Source organism: Streptomyces sp. NRRL B-1347, assembly GCF_000720325.1.
In the GTDB taxonomy this organism is placed as follows: Bacteria; Actinomycetota; Actinomycetes; order Streptomycetales; family Streptomycetaceae; genus Streptomyces.
Map to the genome: position 1 here is coordinate 1 of NZ_JOJM01000161.1, position 4,325 is coordinate 4,325.

The following is a 4,325-nucleotide window of genomic DNA, read 5'->3' on the forward strand; positions in this document are numbered from 1 at the left end:
CCACCCCCTCCCCACCCCCCCAGCCCTCCTCCGCGCGTCAGGTCATGCCTCAGCCGCCGCGCCGTCCAGCTCCTGGCCGTCGGCCGGGTCCTGCTGCTCCTCCTGTTCCGCCGGCTCGTCCGGCAGGAATCCTGGGACCCATTCCTCCAGCTCGTCCCGCATCCGCACGGTGGCTCCCAGCTGGCACAGGACGCCGATCGTGCTGAGTGTGACGCGGTGTATCAGCAGGTACGACGGCGGGAGGTTCAGCCGTTTGCCCAACTGGTGGGCGGGGGAGCGGGGATCGGCCACCCGTGTCGCCTGGCTGCGCATCCAGCCGCGGGTGAAGGTGAACTCGTCCGCCAGCGCGGGCTCGATGATCGGCAGCAGATAGTCGAGGACCGCTTCCGGCTCCAGGTCGACGGAGTCCTTGACGAAGCCTTCTTCGCACAGCATCTCGTAGACCGCGTCGGCCTGGCCCTCGACCGTCATCCGCAAGGAACGGCCGATCGTCGGGGGGAGTCCGCCGGGCAGCCGGTCCACCGTGCCGAAGTCCAGGACGCCGAGCTGCCATTCGCCCTTCTCGCCCTGTAGGAGCCGGAAGTTCCCGGGGTGCGGGTCGGCGTGCAGCAGGCCGGTGCGGGCCGGGCCGGAGAACAGGAAGCGGGCGAGGAGCTGGCCCGCCCGGTCCCGCTCCTCCTGCGAGCCGTCGGTGATGACGTCGGCCAGCGGCACTCCGTCGATCCACTCCGTCACGAGGATCTGCTCGCACTGGTGGACCACGTCGGGGACGATCACGTCCGGGTCGTCCGCGAACTCCTCGGCATGTGCGCGCTGGGCCTGTGCCTCCAGGTCGTAGTCCAGCTCCTCGGAGACGCGGTCGCGCAGTTCCGCGATGAGGGGCTTGATGTCCATCCCCGGGATCAGCGGGCCGAGGACCCGGGCGAAGCGGCCCAGTTGGTTCAGGTCGGAGAGCAGTGCCTCGCCCGCTCCCGGGTACTGCACCTTCACCGCGACGTCGCGTCCGTCCGCCCACACGGCCCGGTGCACCTGGCCGATCGAGGCCGCCGCCGCGGGCTTGTCCTCGAACTCCAGGAACAGCTCCCGCCAGTCCTCGCCGAGCCGCTCCGCGAGCACGGCGTGCACGGTGCGGGTCGGCATCGGCGGCGCCGCTTCCTGGAGTTTCGTCAGCGCCGCGCGGTAGGGCCCGGCGACCTCCTCCGGCAGGGCCGACTCGAAGACGGACATGGCCTGCCCGAACTTCATCGCCCCGCCCTTCAGCTCGCCGAGCACCTTGAACAGCTGCTCCGCCGTGCGCTGTTGCAGCTCGCGGCCGACGATCTCCGCCGACTTGCCGCCGATTCTCTTGCCGAGCCCCCAGGTCGCGCGGCCCGCGAAGCCGAGCGGCAGCGCGGCCAGTTTGGCGGTACGGGTTACCGCCTTCCGGGGAAGATCAGACATGCGCCCCTCCAAGTCCCAGACAGCCGCGCCTTCTCAGGCGGTGACACCGGTCATTGTCTCGTGTGACTCTCGATCCACGGAGGCGTCCTCCCCCTTAACGCGCTCACTGGCCCCACATGGGCATGAGGGATGCGCCGGTACGCGCTGGGCGCGCCAGGCGAAGCGTGGTGCCGCCGCCAGCCAGCGGACGCCCGTGAGCGAGGGCGCGGCGCCGTCGAGGAAGGCGAGGGCGTGTGCGGCCACGAGTCCTGCCACGGTGGTGGCCAGAGCCAGGTCGCAGGCGGGCACTTGGCGCCTGTGCCCCGAGTGCCACTGCGCCAGCATGCGCGGCCACGTGGCGTCGCGGTCCGTCTCGGCCAGGGCGAGGCAGCCCGCGCAGGCGCTCTCGCCCGGCAGCACCAGGGGGCCGACCACGCCGGTGCCTTCGAGCACGCCCGCGTACAGGTGCGGGGTGCCGGCGGCGATCAGGGGCTCGGCTCCGGACGGCGCCGGGGCGTAGACGTCGAGGCCGTCGCGCGGGGTGAGCAGGACCAGGGAGAGCGGGTGCTCGGTGTCGGCTCTGTCCTCGGGGTGCCGTGGTGGGCGGCCCGGTGCGGCCTGGCGCGCGGCGCGTCGTGCCGCGGCGTCCCTGCGCTGGCCGATGGATTCGGCGGGCAGTCCGCCCGGGGCGACGTCCCAGGGTTCGACACAGCCTCCGTCCCGCACGTCCACCTGGCCGACTCCCGCGCCGGACAGGACCGACGCCACGATCGCGCCCACGCGGCCGGTGCCCTGAACGCGCACGCGGGTGGCCCGGCGGGCGGCCAGTTTGCGGATGCCGTCGTGGGGGCGCGGGGTGATGGCCGAGAGGGCGGCCAGGTCCGGGCGCAGCCGGTCCATGACGTCCGGGCGGGCGCGCAGGGCGTCCGCGGCCGGGCCGCCGCCGGTCGCGTCGTCGAGCAGTCCGGCGTGGTCCAGGCGCTGGAGCAGAGTGTCCACGTGGCCGTCCGGCAGGCCCATTCCCTTGGCTTCCGCGCGCAGGAGGGACAGGCTCCTGGTGCCGTCGAGGAGGGTGAGGAAGCTGCCGGTCGCGGTGTCCACGGGGCCGAGCACCCGGGCGTGTGCGGGCGTCACCCCGAACTGGACGGTATTGAGATCGCGCCAGCCGCGTCGCAGCGCGGGCTTGAGGATCGGATGCATGCGTTTCCCCCGTGTCATGCAGTGTCATGTCGTGCGCGGCATGGCGTGCCGAGTCGTGGGTCGAGATGGTGCTGTTCGACCGTCAGCATGCCCGGTCGGGCCGGGGTGTGCGCGGGGTTGTCCACAGGCGGCGAGTGTTTGTCGTACTAATCGAGCTGATCGAGCGGACGGGGAGGGGATCGGTACCGAACCGTCCCGGAGGCGGGACTTCCCGCTTGCCGAACGGGTAACGTCAAGGCGTGCCCGCCGACCCACTGCACCGCGCCGGAAGTCCACAGCGCAGCGCGACCAGTCCGCCGTCTTCCGGCCCGGCGGCGACCGCGGTCGAGGTGCGACGGAGCGCCCGCCGGCGCAGAACGGTCTCGGCGTACCGCGAGGGGGACCGCACGGTCGTCCTCATCCCCGCACGCATGTCCGAGGCGGAGGAGCAGCGCTGGGTGACCGTCATGCTGGACAAACTGGCCGCGCAGGAGAGCAAGCGGGTCCTCGGCGACAGTGAGCTCGCCGAGCGGGCGCGGCGGCTCTCGGAGCAGTTCTTCGACGGCAGGGCGCGCCCCACGTCCGTGCGCTGGGTGACGAACCAGAACACCCGCTGGGGCTCGTGCACGCCGTCGGAGGGCAGCATCCGCCTTTCGCACCGGTTGCAGGGCATGCCCGAGTACGTGGTCGACTACGTCTTGGTCCACGAGCTGGCGCATTTGCTGGTGCCGGGGCACGGGCCGCGTTTCTGGCAGCTCCTGGAGGCGTATCCGCGGACGGAGCGCGCCCGGGGCTATCTCGAAGGGGTGGTGGCCGCGGACCGGCTGCCGCACCTGCCCGCCGCCCGGGAGGAATGACCGGGGCCCACGGCACGGCACGGCACGCCACGGCAGGGTGGGCGGCGTGCCCCACGGTGGTTGTGTACCGGGTCTGTACCGGCTTCGTCCGTTGTCGGACTTTGCGGTTAGCCTGGCGCGACGCATTCACCTTCGGGATGGGGGACGGTCGTTACGTATGCCCAGGGAATTCCAACGCGGCCACAAGGCCAAGATCAGTGACCTCACCGCGGGGACCGATCTGTACGTCGGCGTGCACATCGCTGCCCCCGGGCTGACCTTCGACATCAGTTGCTTCGGCCTCGACGCGGACGAGCGGTTGTCCGACGACCGCTACTTCATCTTCTTCAACCAGCCGAAGTCCCCGGAGGAGTCGCTCCAGCTCCTGGGCGCGCAGGCCGGTGACAACGAGTCCTTCCGCGTCACCCTCGACCGGATCCCGCCGCAGATCCAGAAGCTGTCGTTCACAGCCGCGATCGACGGCGCCGGGCAGATGTCCCAGCTCGCCTCGGGCTACATCCGGATCGTCGCGGGCGGCGAGGAGGTGGCCCGGTACGCCTTCAGCGGCTCGGAGTTCTCCACCGAGCGGGCGCTGATGCTCGGCGACTTCTACCTGAAGGACGTGTGGCGGTTCGCCGCGATCGGGCAGGGCTTCGACGGCGGCCTGGACGCGCTGCTGCGGAACTTCGGCGGCGAGGTCGCCGAGGACGAGCCCGCGGCGCCCGAGCCGCAGGCCCCGGCGCCGGTGCCCGGTTTCGCGCCGCCCGCGGCCACCACGCCGCCGCCCGCGTTCGGAGCCCCCGGCCCGTCGGCCCCCGCCCCCGCGCCGACACCCGCCCCCGCCCCCGCGCCGACACCCGCCCCGGCCCCCGTGCAGCACACCCCGGCCCC

At 72.4% G+C, this 4,325-nt stretch carries 4 protein-coding genes; 2 read left to right on the forward strand and 2 right to left on the reverse strand.

What is annotated here, in order from left to right:
- Positions 1–42: 42 nt before the first annotated feature.
- Positions 43–1,440 (reverse strand): ABC1 kinase family protein, encoded by a 1,398-nt coding sequence (locus IG74_RS0143935; RefSeq protein WP_030689281.1) that lies wholly within the window; start codon positions 1,438–1,440, stop codon positions 43–45.
- A 33-nt stretch (positions 1,441–1,473) separates the two neighbouring features.
- Entirely contained in the window at positions 1,474–2,619 is a 1,146-nt protein-coding gene (locus IG74_RS0143940; protein ID WP_078869629.1) for a TOMM precursor leader peptide-binding protein, read from the reverse strand.
- A gap of 239 nt (positions 2,620–2,858) precedes the next feature.
- On the opposite strand from IG74_RS0143940, the gene IG74_RS0143945 reads away from it, so the two are divergent.
- Entirely contained in the window at positions 2,859–3,455 is a 597-nt protein-coding gene (locus IG74_RS0143945; RefSeq protein WP_030689285.1) for a M48 family metallopeptidase, read from the forward strand.
- A gap of 157 nt (positions 3,456–3,612) precedes the next feature.
- Positions 3,613–4,325, forward strand: a 713-nt coding sequence (locus IG74_RS0143950) for a TerD family protein (protein ID WP_030689286.1), incomplete at its 3' end; no start/stop codon positions are given.

What these genes read in the sequence shown, in the direction of transcription:
- IG74_RS0143935 (WP_030689281.1), bottom strand. Translation starts at nt 1,440, where the DNA reads ATGTCTGATCTTCCCCGGAAGGCGGTAACCCGTACCGCCAAACTGGCC.
- IG74_RS0143940 (WP_078869629.1), bottom strand. Translation starts at nt 2,619, where the DNA reads ATGCATCCGATCCTCAAGCCCGCGCTGCGACGCGGCTGGCGCGATCTC.